The organism is Enterobacter cloacae complex sp. ECNIH7 (assembly GCF_002208095.1).
GTDB classification, from domain to species: domain Bacteria; phylum Pseudomonadota; class Gammaproteobacteria; order Enterobacterales; family Enterobacteriaceae; genus Enterobacter; species Enterobacter cloacae_M.
In genome coordinates, this window is the sequence record NZ_CP017990.1 from 1,927,157 (window position 1) to 1,941,786 (window position 14,630).

The 14,630-nt window shown below is 54.0% G+C and carries 15 protein-coding genes and 1 pseudogene; 8 read left to right on the top strand and 8 right to left on the bottom strand.

Annotation, left to right across the window (positions count from 1 at the left end; translation table 11 throughout):
* The first annotated feature begins 3 nt into the window (after nucleotides 1-3).
* The 4 genes and pseudogenes from csgA to ymdB all read left to right on the top strand — a co-directional run bounded on the left by csgA (nucleotide 4) and on the right by ymdB (nucleotide 1,985).
* Nucleotides 4-456, top strand: coding sequence for a curli major subunit CsgA (gene csgA / locus WM95_RS09525; RefSeq protein ID WP_023311110.1), 453 nt, complete (start codon nucleotides 4-6; stop codon nucleotides 454-456).
* 61 nt (nucleotides 457-517) lie between these two features.
* A complete protein-coding gene (gene csgC, locus WM95_RS09530; protein ID WP_023311111.1) occupies nucleotides 518-850 on the top strand; it encodes a curli assembly chaperone CsgC in 333 nt (110 codons plus the stop codon).
* A 164-nt stretch (nucleotides 851-1,014) separates the two neighbouring features.
* Nucleotides 1,015-1,336: pseudogene (locus WM95_RS09535) on the top strand (type 1 fimbrial protein).
* A 106-nt stretch (nucleotides 1,337-1,442) separates the two neighbouring features.
* Nucleotides 1,443-1,985, top strand: coding sequence for an O-acetyl-ADP-ribose deacetylase (gene ymdB / locus WM95_RS09540; protein ID WP_063408629.1), 543 nt, complete (start codon nucleotides 1,443-1,445; stop codon nucleotides 1,983-1,985).
* Nucleotides 1,986-2,018: 33 nt separating this feature from the next.
* Here the strand turns inward: ymdB and mdoC are convergent, their stop codons facing one another.
* On the bottom strand, nucleotides 2,019-3,158 hold the full coding sequence (gene mdoC / locus WM95_RS09545) for a glucans biosynthesis protein MdoC (protein ID WP_023311114.1): 1,140 nt from the start codon (nucleotides 3,156-3,158) through the stop codon (nucleotides 2,019-2,021).
* A gap of 254 nt (nucleotides 3,159-3,412) precedes the next feature.
* Here mdoC and mdoG point away from each other — a divergent pair, with 254 nt between their 5' ends.
* The 3 genes from mdoG (at nucleotide 3,413) to WM95_RS09565 (ending at nucleotide 7,800) form a co-directional block, all read left to right on the top strand.
* Nucleotides 3,413-4,966, top strand: coding sequence for a glucans biosynthesis protein MdoG (mdoG, locus tag WM95_RS09555; RefSeq protein ID WP_021240787.1), 1,554 nt, complete (start codon nucleotides 3,413-3,415; stop codon nucleotides 4,964-4,966).
* On the top strand, nucleotides 4,959-7,487 hold the full coding sequence (gene mdoH / locus WM95_RS09560; RefSeq protein ID WP_023311116.1) for a glucans biosynthesis glucosyltransferase MdoH: 2,529 nt from the start codon (nucleotides 4,959-4,961) through the stop codon (nucleotides 7,485-7,487). The genes mdoG and mdoH overlap by 8 nt, the downstream gene beginning before the upstream one ends.
* A gap of 85 nt (nucleotides 7,488-7,572) precedes the next feature.
* A complete protein-coding gene (locus tag WM95_RS09565) occupies nucleotides 7,573-7,800 on the top strand; it encodes a YceK/YidQ family lipoprotein (RefSeq protein WP_033145189.1) in 228 nt (75 codons plus the stop codon).
* Between the two features lie 6 nt (nucleotides 7,801-7,806).
* On the opposite strand, the gene WM95_RS09570 is transcribed toward WM95_RS09565, so the two are convergent.
* From WM95_RS09570 to WM95_RS09580, 3 genes are all read right to left on the bottom strand, one after another.
* Nucleotides 7,807-8,181: a MysB family protein gene (locus tag WM95_RS09570; RefSeq protein WP_023311118.1), complete on the bottom strand. Its 375-nt coding sequence runs from the start codon at nucleotides 8,179-8,181 to the stop codon at nucleotides 7,807-7,809.
* A 97-nt stretch (nucleotides 8,182-8,278) separates the two neighbouring features.
* The gene (gene mdtG, locus WM95_RS09575; RefSeq protein WP_063408628.1) at nucleotides 8,279-9,496 is read right to left on the bottom strand and encodes a multidrug efflux MFS transporter MdtG; all 1,218 of its coding nucleotides are present in this window, start codon (nucleotides 9,494-9,496) and stop codon (nucleotides 8,279-8,281) included.
* Between the two features lie 140 nt (nucleotides 9,497-9,636).
* Nucleotides 9,637-10,563, bottom strand: a complete 927-nt coding sequence (locus WM95_RS09580) for a Kdo(2)-lipid IV(A) acyltransferase (RefSeq protein WP_023311120.1) — start codon at nucleotides 10,561-10,563, stop codon at nucleotides 9,637-9,639.
* Nucleotides 10,564-10,784: 221 nt separating this feature from the next.
* Here WM95_RS09580 and trhO point away from each other — a divergent pair, with 221 nt between their 5' ends.
* Nucleotides 10,785-11,834: an oxygen-dependent tRNA uridine(34) hydroxylase TrhO gene (trhO, locus tag WM95_RS09585; protein WP_039261862.1), complete on the top strand. Its 1,050-nt coding sequence runs from the start codon at nucleotides 10,785-10,787 to the stop codon at nucleotides 11,832-11,834.
* Nucleotides 11,835-11,875: 41 nt separating this feature from the next.
* Here trhO and WM95_RS09590 read toward each other — a convergent pair whose 3' ends face one another.
* The 4 genes from WM95_RS09590 to solA all read right to left on the bottom strand — a co-directional run bounded on the left by WM95_RS09590 (nucleotide 11,876) and on the right by solA (nucleotide 14,522).
* Nucleotides 11,876-12,454: a YceI family protein gene (locus WM95_RS09590; protein ID WP_063408627.1), complete on the bottom strand. Its 579-nt coding sequence runs from the start codon at nucleotides 12,452-12,454 to the stop codon at nucleotides 11,876-11,878.
* A 1-nt stretch (nucleotide 12,455) separates the two neighbouring features.
* On the bottom strand, nucleotides 12,456-13,022 hold the full coding sequence (locus WM95_RS09595) for a cytochrome b (protein ID WP_063408631.1): 567 nt from the start codon (nucleotides 13,020-13,022) through the stop codon (nucleotides 12,456-12,458).
* Between the two features lie 207 nt (nucleotides 13,023-13,229).
* Nucleotides 13,230-13,343 carry a YceO family protein gene (locus WM95_RS09600; RefSeq protein WP_032639612.1) on the bottom strand — a complete coding sequence of 38 codons (114 nt, stop codon included), beginning with the start codon at nucleotides 13,341-13,343 and terminating at the stop codon, nucleotides 13,230-13,232.
* Nucleotides 13,344-13,403: 60 nt separating this feature from the next.
* Nucleotides 13,404-14,522, bottom strand: a complete 1,119-nt coding sequence (gene solA / locus WM95_RS09605) for an N-methyl-L-tryptophan oxidase (protein ID WP_063408630.1) — start codon at nucleotides 14,520-14,522, stop codon at nucleotides 13,404-13,406.
* Between the last annotated feature and the right edge of the window lie 108 nt (nucleotides 14,523-14,630).

A 14,630-nucleotide genomic window follows, 5' to 3' on the forward strand; every position in this document is an offset into this window, starting at 1 on the left:
ACCATGAAATTTCTCAAAGTGGCAGCGCTTGCAGCAATCGTAGTTTCTGGTAGTGCTATGGCGGGTTCTATTAATCAGGGCGGCTGGGGTCATGGACATGGTCATGGCGGATACAGTGGCCCAAATTCCACCCTGAATATTTATCAGGACGGTGGCGGTAACTCAGCGGTAGCTCTGCAGACAGACGCCAGAAATTCTGTCCTGAATATTAGCCAGAAAGGTGGCGGTAACGGCGCTGACGTTGGTCAGGGTTCTGATGATAGTAAAATCAACCTGTCCCAGAAAGGTTTTGGCAACAGTGCGACACTTGATCAGTGGAACAGTAAAAAATCCGTTATGAACGTTAGCCAGTCCGGCGGCTTTAACGGTGCACTCGTAGACCAGACTGCTTCCAACTCGACTGTCAACGTGACCCAGATCGGTTTTGGTAACCACGCGACAGCTCATCAGTACTGATACTGAAATCTGTGCTACAAAAAAACAGGGCTGATGCCCTGTTTTTTTTCGGGAGTTCATCATGAATACCTTAATTCTCCTTGCCGCGCTTTCCAGCCAGATCACCTTCAAAACGTCACAGCAGGAAAATATGACCACCATTATTCCTCAGGTCACTCTGGCGCAGTCGTGTGATTGTCAGGTTCAGATTGTGTCTTTACGAGAAGGGCAGGGGGGACAAAGTTCTTCCCGGCAGCAAAACACACTTTTTATACCCGCTAATCAGACGATTGATTTAATGCGCCTGAGTTTAAATATTAGCGCGGGAGACACGGTGAAAATCGTTGTCACCGTTTCAGACGGTAAATCGCTACATTTATCACAACAGTGGTCGCCAACGGAACGCTCGCTCTAAACATTCATGAAATCAATATGTTGAGAATATGGCGGGTCTGTACCGTTGAGCTATGCTGATATCACGGACCTGGTCGTTATGTTCCGTAACGTGAAACTTCGTTTGCCCTAATAAATGAAGCGCGTTTACCCCTCATGGACGATTTTCTTTGAGGAGTACCTATAATGAACAACTATTTTGCTCGACTCGTGGCAGGTCTGGGTCTGGTCGTTTCTGCTTTGAGTATCCCGGCTTATTCGGCCACGGTTGTTGACGGTGGCGTCATTCATTTCCGCGGTGCTATTGTTGCAGACCCCTGTGAAGTCGCCCCCCAGAAGCAACAGATTGCAATGTCATGTCCAAATAATAACCGTAATGCAAACGCGTATGGTCAGCTATACAGAGGCGCTTAACGGGAAAGTGAGCGACTCAAACCTGGCAACGCTCAATATGAAATACCTTAATCCTGAAAAAACGCTCGCGGTTGTCGAAATCCAGTATCGCTAGTGCGCGTTCTCGCGCCCTGCGGTGAAAGAGGATTTTTTCTGATAGTTTTTTCTCCCGGTCTCCTCTGCGATACACTTAAGAAAATGGCGGGTTGCAGAGGGGCTTTATGAAACCGCAAATTGAAATTATTCATGGCGATATTACGACAGTGCACGTCGACGTCATCGTCAATGCGGCCAATCCATCCCTGATGGGAGGGGGCGGCGTGGACGGGGCTATCCACCGGGCTGCCGGACCGCAGCTGCTGGAAGCCTGTAAAACCGTGCGCCAACAGCAGGGCGAATGTCCTCCCGGTCACGCGGTGATTACGCTGGCGGGCAATCTGCCTGCGAGAGCGGTAATTCACGCCGTAGGGCCTGTCTGGCATGGTGGGGATCAGCACGAAGCGAGTATTCTGGAAGAGGCTTACCGGAACTGTCTGCGACTGGCTGCCGACAATGGTTATAAAACGATGGCGTTTCCGGCCATCAGCACCGGCGTGTATGGTTATCCTAAGGCCGCTGCCGCAACGATTGCCATAGAAACGGTTTACCGCTATTTGTCGTTAAAACCGCTGCCAGAGAAGGTAATTTTTGTCTGTTTCGACGACGACACCACGCATCTTTATCAGCGGCTTCTGACTCAGCGCAGACAAGAACTGGAGAGCTGATGCAAACGCGGCGCATCGGATGCGCCGCGTGATTTATGAGGCTTTTGCCTGTGGTTTTCCTGAAAAGAGGAAGCGCAGGAGCGGGATCCGCAGATGGATTTCGTAGAGTACGATTGCTACCCCTACAACAAACACCAGCCCGGTAAAAAAACCCAGCGTGTTGGAAGCGATGTGCGGTGTGATGTAAGCCCCGAAGAAAAGCGTCAACGGATGATGCACCAGATAGATAAACAGTGACGCATTAACGAAGTAGGTCACGCGACTGGACTTAAAGTTCAGCAAGCGGTGGCCCAGCGCGAATACCACGTTCACCATCCACAGCCCAAGCAGCATAGTGATCACGCTTTCCGTTTCATACATCCAGGCATCGCCGCTGCCGTAGCGCTGATTCAGCAGATAGGCCGCGAACGCGAGGCTTGCCCCCAGCGCGCACCACGGTGACGGGGTGACAAACAGCGACTTAAGTTTCGGATGAATAAAGGCCAGCGCGCCGATTAAAAAGAATGGAATGTAGAACAGGGACTGCATCACCACAAAATTAAATAACCCGTCGCTCAAAATCGGCGGGTAGACGATAAGCAGCGTTCGGCGCACGGCGGCATAGGCAATCCCCAACAGCAAGAAGAGCACTGACAATTTGCCCATCGTAACGTTGGCGAAGAAGGTGTCGGCTTTTGTACTCAGACGGTGGCGCAGGCGGCTGAAAATCAACAGGCTCACCGTTGTGAGCACCACAAGGACCAGCAGGAACCACAGGTGAGACACCAGCTCCCAGACCAGCGTATTGTACTTTTCATACAGCGACAGATTTGGCCAGTTCTCCGCTTTGCCTTTGACGTATTGCAACATAATGAACTGAGGCAGCGTCAGCAGTGGAATTGCGGTGAGCATGGGGATCCCCACGCGCTCTACGCGCACTTTCCACCAGCGCTTGAGGGGGTATCGCAGAAACAGCATGTAAGAAAAATAGCCGGATATGACGAAGAACACCTGCATACGGAAGGCGTGAATAAAGTCATTAAACAGCGTCAGCCACCAGGAGGGCATCTGGCTATTCACATGCCAGGTGTGGCTGGAGTAAATCAGTGAAATGTGAAAGGGGATCCCCAATAGCATCAGCCAGGCCCTGATCGAGTCGAGGAAATATTCACGTTCTGTTGGTGTTGTGCTCATATAACGTTGTGCATTCTCAGACTTTTCGTCTTATCCCTAAGACTCATAATGGTTACATTCGAAGCCAACCCTACACCAAGACCGACACCCTGTCTCCAGGATAAGCACGCAAAGTGAATAGCGGGTTCTTTCATTTGCTTAATCCATGAGCCAGCAGCTGAACAAAGCAGTGATAATGTTGTCGGATTGCCTGAGTTTCCATTAAAATGGATCGGATCGATATAAGCACACAAAGGGGGAAGTGCTTACTTATTATGAAACATAAACCACAGATGATGAAAATGCGTTGGTTGGGTGCTGCAGTGGTGTTATCACTGTATACCTCATCGGCACTGGCCTTTAACATCGACGATGTCGCAAAACAGGCAAAATCGATGGCAGGCAAGAGCTACGAAGCGCCGAAAAGTAACTTGCCCTCCGTTTTCCGCGACATGAAGTATGCGGACTATCAGCAGATCCAGTTCAATCACGACAAAGCGTACTGGAGCAATATTAAAACCCCGTTCAAGCTTGAATTTTATCATCAGGGTATGTACTTCGACACGCCTGTTGCCATCAATGAAGTGACGGCAACCGCGGTACGTAAGATCAAGTACAGCCCGGATTACTTCAATTTTGGCAATGTGCAACACGACAAAGATACGGTGAAAGACCTGGGCTTCGCAGGCTTTAAGGTGCTTTACCCAATCAACAGCAAAGATAAAAACGACGAAATCGTCAGCATGCTTGGAGCCAGCTATTTCCGCGTCATTGGCGCGGGGCAGGTGTACGGGCTTTCTGCGCGCGGTCTGGCTATTGATACCGCGCTGCCATCAGGTGAAGAGTTCCCTCGTTTCCGTGAGTTCTGGATTGAACGTCCAAAACCAACGGATAAGCGTCTGACCATTTATGCACTCCTGGATTCCCCGCGTGCAACCGGTGCCTATCGCTTTGTGATTATGCCGGGTCGTGACACGGTAGTTGACGTGCAGTCCAAGGTTTACCTGCGTGATAAAGTGGGCAAGCTGGGCGTTGCGCCGTTGACCAGTATGTTCCTGTTCGGGCCGAACCAGCCGTCACCGGCAACCAACTTCCGCCCGGAACTGCATGACTCCAACGGTCTGTCTATTCATGCCGGCAACGGTGAGTGGATCTGGCGTCCGCTGAATAACCCGAAACATCTGGCGGTTAGCAGCTTCGCAATGGAAAACCCGCAAGGTTTTGGCCTGCTGCAGCGTGGTCGTCAGTTCTCCCGCTTTGAAGATTTGGACGATCGCTATGACCAGCGTCCAAGCGCCTGGGTCACGCCAAACGGTGACTGGGGTAAAGGCAAGGTCGAGCTGGTAGAAATTCCAACCAACGACGAAACCAACGATAACATCGTCGCTTACTGGACGCCGGATCAGCTGCCGGAAGCCGGTAAAGAGATGAACTTCAAGTACACCATTACCTTCAGCCGCGACGAAGATAAGCTGCATGCGCCGGATAACGCGTATGTAATGCAGACTCGCCGCTCAACGGGTGATGTGAAGCAGTCTAATCTTATCCGTCAGCCTGACGGTACCGTGGCGTTTGTCGTGGACTTCACAGGCCAGGATATGAAGAAACTGTCACCGGACACCGCCGTTGCCGCTCAGGCCAGCATCGGTGATAACGGTGAAATCGTTGAGAATACCGTGCGTTACAACCCGGTAACCAAAGGCTGGCGTCTGACCCTGCGCGTGAAAGTGAAAGATCCGAAACAGACCACAGAAATGCGTGCTGCGCTGGTCAGTAACGATCAGCCGCTGAGTGAAACCTGGAGCTATCAGCTACCTGCCAATGAATAATACATCTGAATATATTGATGCCATGCCGCTGACGGATATCGAAAAAGCGGCACTGCCAAAGAGCGACATCCGCGCGGTTCACACCGCGCTGGATGGTGAACATCATACGTTTTCCCGTGATGATGATACGCCGCTTGGGTCAGTCAAGGCGCGTCTGGAGCAGGCCTGGCCGGACTCGCTGGCGGAAGGGCAGTTGATTAAAGACGATGAAGGACGCGATCAGCTTCAGGCGATGCCGAAGGCTACGCGTTCCTCTATGTTCCCCGATCCATGGCGCACCAACCCGGTGGGTCGCTTCTGGGATCGCCTGCGCGGGCGTGATGTGACGCCGCGCTATCTGTCGCGCCTGACGAAAGAAGAGCAGGCGTCCGAACAGAAATGGCGTACCGTCGGGACAATCCGTCGCTATATCCTGCTGCTTCTGACGCTTGCGCAGACGGTCGTCGCGACCTGGTACATGAAAACTATCCTGCCTTACCAGGGCTGGGCGTTTATCAATCCGACGGACATGATGGGCCAGGATCTCTGGGTCTCCTTCATGCAGCTGCTGCCGTATATCCTGCAGAGCGGCATTCTCCTGCTGTTCGCGGTCCTCTTCTGCTGGGTCTCGGCCGGTTTCTGGACCGCGCTGATGGGCTTCCTGCAGCTGCTCATGGGGCGTGACAAATACAGCATTTCAGCGTCAACGGTCGGGGATGAACCCCTCAATCCCGAGCACCGTACCGCGCTGATTATGCCTATCTGTAACGAAGACGTTGACCGCGTATTTGCGGGCCTGCGTGCGACCTGGGAGTCCGTGAAGGCGACCGGCAACGCGGAGCATTTCGACGTTTACATCCTGAGCGACAGCTACAACCCGGATATCTGCGTTGCGGAACAAAAAGCGTGGATGGAGCTGATTGCAGAAGTGCAGGGCGAAGGCCAGATCTTCTACCGCCGCCGCCGTCGTCGTGTGAAGCGTAAAAGCGGTAACATCGATGACTTCTGCCGTCGCTGGGGTAACCAGTACAGCTACATGGTGGTGCTGGATGCTGATTCCGTCATGAGCGGAGACTGCCTGAGCGGTCTGGTGCGCCTGATGGAAGCCAACCCTAACGCGGGTATCATTCAGTCTTCGCCAAAAGCGTCCGGTATGGACACGCTGTATGCGCGCTGCCAGCAGTTCGCCACCCGTGTTTACGGGCCGCTGTTTACGGCGGGTCTGCACTTCTGGCAGTTGGGTGAATCGCACTACTGGGGCCACAACGCCATTATCCGCGTGAAGCCGTTCATTGAGCACTGTGCGCTGGCGCCGCTGCCGGGTGAGGGTTCGTTTGCCGGTTCTATTCTGTCGCACGACTTCGTAGAAGCGGCGCTGATGCGTCGTGCTGGCTGGGGCGTCTGGATTGCCTACGACCTGCCGGGATCGTACGAAGAGCTGCCGCCGAACCTTCTGGACGAGCTCAAGCGTGACCGCCGCTGGTGTCATGGTAACCTGATGAACTTCCGTCTGTTCCTGGTAAAAGGGATGCACCCGGTTCACCGAGCGGTATTCCTGACCGGCGTGATGTCCTATCTCTCTGCACCGCTGTGGTTTATGTTCCTGGCGCTGTCGACTGCCTTACAGGTGGTTCATGCCCTGACGGAGCCGCAATACTTCCTGCAACCGCGGCAGCTGTTCCCGGTGTGGCCGCAGTGGCGTCCGGAGCTGGCGATTGCGCTGTTTGCCTCCACCATGGTGCTGCTGTTCCTGCCTAAGCTGCTCAGTATCATTCTGATCTGGTGCAAAGGCTCGAAAGAGTACGGCGGTTTCTTCCGCGTAACCCTTTCACTGCTGCTGGAAGTGCTGTTCTCCGTCCTGCTGGCGCCGGTACGTATGCTGTTCCACACCGTTTTTGTGGTCAGTGCGTTCCTGGGCTGGGAAGTGGTCTGGAACTCACCGCAGCGTGATGATGACTCCACTCCGTGGGGTGAAGCCTTTATGCGCCACGGTTCTCAGCTGCTGCTGGGTCTGGTGTGGGCGGCCGGGATGGCCTGGCTGGATCTGCGCTTCCTGTTCTGGCTGGCGCCGATTGTCTTCTCGCTGATCCTGTCGCCGTTTGTTTCCGTGATTTCCAGCCGTTCAACGGTGGGGCTGCGAACCAAACGCTGGAAACTGTTCCTGATCCCGGAAGAGTATTCCCCGCCGCAGGTGCTGGTGGATACCGATCGTTACCTGGAACAGAACCGCAGTCGCTCGCTGGATGACGGCTTCATGCACGCCGTGTTTAACCCGTCATTCAACGCCCTGGCAACGGCAATGGCGACGGCGCGTCACCGCGCCAGCCAGGTGCTTGAGATTGCCCGCGATCGTCACGTTGAGCAGGCGCTTAACGAGACCCCGGAAAAACTCAACCGCGACCGTCGTCTGGTACTGTTGAGCGACCCGGTGACAATGGCGCGTCTTCACTACCGCGTGTGGTCCGCTCCGGAGAAATACTCTTCGTGGGTGAACTACTATAAGGACGTGAAGCTGAACCCGCTCGCGCTGAAGGCGAAGTAAGTTGTTAAGAAGGGGCGGGTAAGCGAATCGCCACCCGCCAGATAAAATACCGGCTTAATCGCCGGTATTTTTTTAGAGGTTAAAGATGAGAATAATCATCGTCGTTATGGTGGCATGCCTGCTCAGCGGCTGCGGCAGTATCATCAGTCGCACCATTCCAGGGCAAGGCCACGGAAATCAGTATTACCCGGGCGTGAAATGGGATCTTCGTGATTCCGCATGGCGCTACCTGACCGTGCTCGATCTGCCGTTCTCGCTGATTTTCGACACGCTGTTGCTGCCGATCGACGCCAGCCACGGCCCTTACGAATAGCGTAAATTAACGCTCGTCCCACTCATCGGCTGCGGTTTGACCTTCTTCCGTATCCAGCGGCGGCTCGAGCTGAAACTCACCCTCATCCCACTCGTGCAGGGTGTTCTCTTCCAGCCATTCCTGCCGAAGTTCGATTTCGTCATAGTCGCCATCAAAGACGGCCTGCGCACCTTCACCACTTAATATCGGCAAACATTCCCCTTCTTCACCTTCATCGGCAAAGAATTCGGCCTGCCACATAATATCTCCATCCTGCAGAACGTATTTTTGGATATTAAGCTGTTGCACGTCAGCATCTTCTTCTTCAACGCCGGGGTTGTCGGCGAGGAACTCTTCACGAGCGGCATCAATAGCTTCTTCCAGCGTGGCGTACATGGTCATTGGTGTCTCCCTGTTTTCCAGAAGGTTTCAGGGAAAGAATAGCTGAATATAAGATTCTGCAAGTATGAATGCGAAAATAAGCTGTCAGGCGTTCGTCTTATTCCGTTACGGGCCGCAGCGCGCGGGATAAACTGAACCATGAATAAATGGCATTGAACAACACGACGCCCGCCGTCACGATAAAGACGGCGCGAAAACCGAAGCTGGCGGAGATCCCGGCTCCGAGCAGCGGTCCGGTGACGTTACCGATATCGCGGAATGACTGGTTATAGCTGAAAATACGCCCGGCAATCTGGTTCGTGGAGTTGTAAACCAGCAGGGTCTGTACGGCGGGAAGCAACGCGCCGTCGGCGGCTCCCAGCAAAAAGCGAAGTAAGCCCAGCTGCCACGGAGCCTGCACCATCGACATCGGGATAAGCAGCAGGACGGAGATCACCAGCGCGGAGATCAGGATTTTCTCCGGACCCACCCGGTCTCCCAGTTTACCCAGTCTCGGGGCGCTCAGCAGCGCCGCCACGCCGGGTACGGAGGCAATCAGCCCGCTGATGAACGCAATATTGCTGACGTTACCCGCCAGGTCGCGAACGTACAGCGTCAGAATAGGGGCAATCGACCCGGTAGCCACCTGGATAATCATTGTCGTCACGAACAGGCTCAGCACCAGTCTGGGATTTTTGAGCGAGGTCAGCACCTCTCTGGCGTGAAGCATCTCTTTTTTGGCGACAGGCGTGAAGTTTTCCCGGATACAGAGCAGGGTGACGATAAAGCACAGGAACAACACGCTGGCGGTGATAAAGAAGACCGGGCGCAGGCCGTAGTTATCCGCCAGTAATCCCCCGGCCAGCGGTCCCAGCAGGGCACCGCTCACGCCACCGGTTGAGAGCGTGCCCAGCGCCCAGCCGCTTTTATGGCGGGGAATTTGCGTGGCAATCAGGGCATTCGCGTTGGGAATAAATCCACCCAACAGGCCCAGCAGCGCACGCAGGATCAGAAACTGCCAGACGTTCTGCGCCACGCCCATCAGCGCCATGATAATGGCCATCCCCAGCGCCGAACGCAGCAGCATAATTTTACGCCCCTTGCGATCGGCAAGGCCGCCCCAGAAGGGCGAGGCCATCGCGGAAAAGAGAAACGTGATGCTGAATACCAGACCGGACCACATATTGAGCGCGCTGTGGCCCGTCACGCCTAGCTGTTCGACGTAGAGCGGCAGGAAGGGCATAACCAGGCTAAAGGCCGCGCCGGTAAGAAAACAGCCAAGCCACGCAACCGCGAGGTTACGCTTCCAGTTTATGGGGGCATCTGAGGGTGACATAACTATCCGCATAATGAGGTGCAGAGCACCTGAAGCATAAAGTAATAAGCCTGCTAATTATGCGCCGGGGTTATGATTGCCGCAATGACGAGGAGCTTTTAAAGCTAAAACGGCATGCGGCCCTGAGGACCGCATGAGGATTAATAGCGGGACGGCGTGCCTTGTGGCCGCGTTTTAAAGCGGCGGTGCAGCCACATGTACTGTTCGGGCGCCAGCATGATGCACTTCTCCACAACGCTGTTCATCCAGCGTGCGGTGGTTTCCGCATCGTCGAGCGGCGGCGCAAGCTCCGGCTCCAGCATCATCAGCTCGTAGCCTGAACCATCCGGCTTACGGCGAGGGACGAAAGGCACGATGGCGGCTTTGGACATCCGCGCCAGCATCCAGGTACCGGTCGTTGTGGCGGCCTCTTCAACGGCGAAGAAGGGAACAAATACGCTGGCCTGTGGGCCATAGTCGTGGTCGGGGGCATACCAGACCACTTCACCGGATTTCAGCGCGCGGATCATCCCCTTCAGATCCTTACGGTCGATCATGCTTTTGTTGGAGCGCATGCGGCCGTTGGTCTGGATTAAATCGATGACCGGGTTATCGTTAGGACGATAAACGCCAATGCCCGGCGCCTGCATGCCGAACATGCGCGCCCCGATTTCCAGCGTCAGGAAATGGACGCCGATCAGCAAAACGCCCGTCTGGTTGGCCTGAAGCGTATGCACAGGCTCCATGCCGGTTCCCGTCACCTCGCTCCAGCGGGCCATGCGTTTGTCCGGCCAGAACCACGCCATGCCGGTCTCCATAAGCCCCATCCCGACGGATTCGAAATTCTTCGCGACCATATCGTGACGCTCTGGCTCGCTCATCTGCGGAAAACAGAGCTCAAGATTGCGGTACGCAATTCTGGCGCGACGCTTCATAAACAGCTGTGCGAAACGGCCCAGAAATTTACCCAACCGAAAAATAACAGGGTAGGGAAGCTGTACCAGAAGCCATAAAAAGCCGATGCCAAGCCAGGTCAACCAATAGCGGGGATGCAAAAGGGCGGCAGTAAATTTTGGTAACTGGGTCATGTCTTTCCTGTGTTCAAACGTCCTGTTTTGCTAGTGTCTCATTTTTTGAGACATAGCCAAAATATCTGCTTTCGAAGCGTGCACGAATACAGCAATTGTTAAGCCTGATTAATCAGGGTGTGTGAAATGTAGCGTAAATTGTGTGGATGTAAATTGGTTTTGTTTGCTATATGATGCCGACCGATTTTTAATTCTCTCTAACGATTCCAGGACTGTACACCATGCCAGTGTTACACAACCGCGTGTCGAATGAGATGTTGAAAGCGCGTATGTTGGCTGAAACCGAACCGCGCACAACCATCTCTTTCTATAAATACTTCACGATCGACGATCCGCAGGCGACCCGCGATGCGCTTTATCAGGCGTTCACGGCCCTGAACGTCTTTGGCCGCGTCTACCTTGCCCGTGAAGGCATTAACGCGCAAATTAGCGTACCGGAAAGCAAAGTCAGCGCCTTCCGCGACGTGCTTTATCAGTTCGATCCGGCCCTCGACGGCTTGCGCCTGAACATTGCTCTGGACGATGACGGGAAATCCTTCTGGGTGCTGCGCATGAAGGTGCGTGAGCGCATCGTGGCGGACGGTATCGACGATCCCGAGTTTAACCCGGCGGATGTCGGTGAATATCTGAAGGCCGCGGAAGTGAATGCGATGCTGGACGATCCGGATGCCGTGTTCATTGATATGCGTAACCACTATGAGTACGAAGTGGGGCATTTCGAGAACGCGATGGAAATCCCGGCCGACACCTTCCGCGAGCAGCTGCCCAAAGCGGTTGAGATGATGCAGGAACATAAAGATAAAAAGATCGTTATGTACTGCACCGGCGGTATCCGCTGTGAGAAAGCCAGCGCGTGGATGAAGCACAACGGCTTTAATAAGGTCTGGCATATTGAAGGCGGCATTATCGAGTACGCCCGCCGCGCCCGCGAGCAGGGTTTACCGGTGCGCTTTATCGGGAAAAACTTTGTCTTTGACGAGCGTATGGGTGAGCGTATCTCGGAAGACGTTATTGCTCAGTGCCACCAGTGCGGCGCACCGTGCGATACCCACACCAACTGCAAAAACGACGGGTGTCATCTGCTGTTCATTCAGTGCCCGGCCTGTGCCGAGAAGTTTAACGGCTGCTGTAGCGAACTGTGCAGCGAAGAGAGCATCCTGCCGGAAGAAGAGCAGCGTCGCCGTCGCGCAGGACGTGAAAACGGCAACAAGATTTTCAATAAATCACGCGGCCGTCTGAATACCAAACTGGGTATCCCTGACCCGGAATGATAATAACGCCCGGCACGGCGAAAGCCTGCCGGGCGAATCTATTATGATTTCTGCTGTACACCTTCAACGGAAATAATCAGCTCAACGTCCTGAGACGCCGGACCTAAATCCGTTGTGATATTAAAATCTTTCAGGTGAATTTTACCCGCCGCTTCAAAACCTGCGCGTTTACCGCCCCACGGATCGTCACCCTGACCCAGTAATTTAGCATCAAGCGTGACCGGTTTTGTTACGCCGTTAAGCGTCAGGTTGCCGGTAATATTCAGTTTATCACCGTCTTTCTTCACCTCAGTAGAAGTGAAGGTCGCCTGCGGGAATTTCGCGACGTTGAGGAACTCCCCACTGCGCAGGTGTTTATCGCGCTCTGCGTGGTTCGTGTCGATGCTGTTCGTATTAATCGTCACATTGACTTTATCGGCCGCGGGATTTTTCTCGTCAAAAGTGAACGTGCCGTCAAAATCCTTAAAGGTGCCGTACAGCCAGCTGTAGCCCAGGTGCTGAATACGGAAATTGACGAAAGCGTGCTGGCCCTCTTTATCAATTTTATAATCCGCCGCCACGGCGGAACCGGCGGTGAATAACAGAGAACCCAGGGCGATACCCAGCAGGTGTTTTTTCATTTTATGCTCCAGAGTCAACTGACGAGCGGCCAAGCATGCGCTTTAGCGTATCGTCTTTATCAATAAAATGGTGTTTGAGGGCGGCAAGCCCGTGCAGCACGGAGAGGATCACCACGCTCCAGGCAAGCCAGAGGTGAACAACCCCCGCCGTGTCGGCCTGCGCCCCGGCATCGCTAAGCGTTGCCGGAACCTCGAACAGGCCAAAAACGCTAATCGGCTTACCGTCCGCCGTCGAGATAAGGTAGCCGCTAATCAGAATGGCGAAGAGCAGCGCATAGAGCGCGATATGCGCGGCAACGGCACTGACGCGGGTAAATTTGCTGTGAGTTTTTGGCGCGGCGGGCGGCGGGGAAATATGTCGCCAGATCACGCGGAAGACCAGCCCCAGCATCAGGAGAACGCCAATGCTTTTATGCAACTCCGGTGCCTGGTGATACCAGCCGTCATAATAGCTGAGCGTGACCATCCAGAGTCCAAGTCCAAACATACCGTAGACGGCAAGAGCAAATATCCAGTGCAAACCTATGGATATTATTCCGTAGCGCCGGGAGGAGTTACGCAATTGCATCAGAATGTCCATTTTCAAATTAACCGGAAAGTAAAAATGAACGGGAAGGCGGGATATTGCAACTGAAATAATTGTCTATTAATTTTTATTTTATTTATTTCAGCAATTTTGAAAAGGATCGCTAAAGCTAATTCAATCTCTTCGTGCAAGCGAAATGGTGAGCTTCAATAAAGATAAATTAACGTCAATTATTGTCAGTAAGGCTTTTCAGTAAAATACAATGTAAACAAAATCAATAATGGCCAGCAGCGCCCACAATAAGATGTAGAGCATGAAATGCTCGCGAATATTATTCATCAGAAAGTTAACGATCCTGCGCATAACGCCCCGTAATGCAGTGTGAATGAAACGGGCCCCGAAACCTCCGGAGCCCGTGGCGGATTATCCGTTAAAACGCGAGAGGGAGAAGGGCGTCAGATCAAACTGCGATGCAATACCCTGGGCGAACTGCGCGGCGATCTCGCCCAGCACGGAAGCAAACTTAAAGCCGTGGCCGCTCAGCCCGGTAATCAGCAGGACGTTGTCATGCCCGGGCAGCGTATCAATGATAAAGTCTTCATCCGGGGTGTTGTCGTAGGTACAGGCCGCGCCATACAGCAAGCCGCCGACGCCCGGAAGAATAGTACGCAGGAACGTGAAGGCTTCTGAACCATCCTGCGGAAAGGCGCCGAAAGGCTTACGCTCTTCAGGGGTGGAGATAGCCTGGCCACCGTTGTGTTTACCGATTTTCAGCGCGTCTTTCTCGGAAGGGAAACCGTAGAACTGATCGCCATTCGGCAATTCGCCGGTAAATGCCGGGAATTTATTCTGCGCGCTGTAGCGGCCATCCGACTGGAACCAGGAGAAGACCTTGCGCACCGGCTGGATTGGCAGTTCCGGCAGCAGGCGCGTGACCCAGGTTCCTGCGCTGACGAGCAGGCGGGACGCTGAATAGTCGCCGTCAAGAGTCGTTACCGTGACGCCATTCTCGTCATGGGTGATGGCCTCCACCGGACAGTTAAACAGCTGCGCACAGCCGGCTTTCGCGGCAAGATCGATCCAGGTTTTGATCGCCGTTTCACAATGCAGCACGCCGGAGTGGGCTTCATAGAGGCCAATGTAATCCTCCGGGACGGTAATTTCAGGCCAGCGCGCGGTAATGCCGGTCGCGTCCAGCTTCTCAACGTCCAGATTAAAGGCTTTCGCGCTGCGCTCGACGCCTGCGAGAAATTCAGACTGGGCCGGGCCCAGGTTGATAACGCCGGTACGTTCGAAAATGCGATCTTCGGTCTGTTTCGCCAGTTCGTCCCACAGCGTCTGGGCGCGAAGCACCAGCGGGACATAGCGCTCGCCTTCTCCATACGCATGGCGGATGAGGCGGGTATCGCCATGATGGCTACCCTCCGAATGAGGAGGGAGGTGGGCATCGATCATCAGGACCTTCAGACCTGCCTGTGTTGCGTAATAACCGGCAGCGGAACCCACGGAGCCGCTACCAATAATGATTAAGTCGTATCTCATATGCATCTCGTAACCTGATGTTTTGTTAGCAGAGTAATTAACAACGCGGGGTTAGACAAGGGAGAAATAAATAAGGCACCGCGAGGGTGCCTGTAGAGAGAAAAGTGG